At 46.1% G+C, this 1,766-nt stretch carries 1 protein-coding gene; it reads left to right on the top strand.

The genetic code is table 11. The annotated features are described in order from the left end of the window. Positions 1-142: 142 nt before the first annotated feature. Positions 143-1,766: efflux RND transporter permease subunit (locus JC525_RS20025; RefSeq protein WP_233095324.1), on the top strand; the 1,624-nt coding region annotated here is incomplete at its 3' end.

Here is a 1,766-nt window from a genome sequence, read left to right as displayed (position 1 = left end):
AGTAGGCGAACGCGTCGTGGCTTCCAATAGCTACATAATTAAAGCAGATTTGGAAAAATCGGAGGCAGGCCATGATCATTAATGCCTCACTACAACTGATATTTCCCTGTCAAATGGCGTGTAGTTCTAAGGGAGGTTTAAGATGCTAGTTTCCATTATTCGTACCGCAATCGAAAAGCGCGGTATTTTTCTGATGCTTTCCTTTTTGGTGATTGGATTAGGCCTATTCAGTTATCAAAAGCTGCCTATTGATGCCGTACCCGATATCACCAACGTTCAGGTACAAATCAACACACAAGCAGAAGGTTATTCACCGCTTGAAACTGAACAACGTATCACCTTTTTGGTAGAAAACGCTTTGGCAGGATTACCAAACTTGGACTACACACGTTCACTATCGCGCTATGGCTTATCACAAGTGACGGCCGTTTTTGAAGAAGGCACGGATCTCTATTTTGCCAGAAACCTCATAAACGAACGGCTAGGCATTATCAAAAGCCAATTGCCCGATGGTATTGAGCCTAAGATGGGGCCGATTGCCACAGGTTTGGGTGAAATTTACATGTACACGCTTAGCGCGAAGCCCGGCACAGTAACTGTCGATGGCAGAAAATTTGATGCAATGGCGCTTCGAGAGTTACACGATTGGGTGGTGAAACCTCAACTGGCCTTGGTGAAAGGGGTAACAGAGGTTAATGCTATTGGGGGGTTTACCAAACAGTATCATGTGAAGCCTAATCCTCAACTTATGCTTAATTACGGCGTTAGTACTGACGATTTATTGCGGGCATTAAATCGAAATAACGCTAATCAGGGCGCTGGGTACATTGAACGCAACGGCCAGCAAATACTAGTACGTTCACAAGCGAGACTTTCGAGCGTTGAGGACATCGGTAACGTGGTGGTAACGCTTACAAACCGATCTCCCGTCACGGTAAGTGACATTGCAGAGGTCGCCATCGGTAAGGAGCTTAGAACGGGCGCTGCAACACGAGAAGGTCAAGAGACGGTGTTGGGCACAGCTATGATGCTAATAGGCGAAAATAGCCGAGCTGTTGCGCTAGACGTGGCTGATAAAGTGGATGAAATCCAAGCAAGCCTGCCAGAGGGCGTAATTATCCAAAGTGTATACGATCGCACTACGCTCGTGGATAAAGCCATCAATACAGTACAAAAAAACCTTGTTGAAGGCGCACTACTCGTTATTGTTGTCTTATTTTTATTGCTGGGCAATATACGGGCAGCAATTATCACCGCCGCTGTCATCCCACTTGCCATGCTTGCCACAATAATAGGCATGGTACAAACGGGCGTTAGCGCGAACCTAATGAGCTTAGGTGCGTTAGACTTTGGACTGATTGTTGACGGAGCGGTTATTATCGTCGAGAACTGTATTAGGCGATTAAGTGAATCGCAGCGGCGAACGGGTGCAATACTGCCTCTTAAAGAACGGCTGGAAGTCGTATTTGAGGCAACGAATGAGGTGATACGCCCAAGTCTATTTGGCGTGATGATAATCACGATTGTGTACATTCCTATCTTTAGCTTAACAGGTGTCGAAGGGAAGATGTTTCACCCAATGGCGGCTACCGTAATATTGGCATTGCTAGCGGCAATGGTATTTTCAATCACCATTGTGCCCGCAGCTGTTGCTATGTTTATGTCAGGCAAAGTCAGTGAAAAAGCGAGTCCAATAATCACTGGGGCTAAATCAGTTTACCGCCCTGTACTGGAGTGGGCATTAAAATTACGATGGTTGGTAGTAG

The organism is Alteromonas sp. IB21 (assembly GCF_016405965.1).
In the GTDB taxonomy this organism is placed as follows: Bacteria; Pseudomonadota; Gammaproteobacteria; order Enterobacterales; family Alteromonadaceae; genus Alteromonas.
Note: the sequence above shows the minus strand (reverse complement) of the source record. Positions and strands in the feature narration are given on the sequence as shown.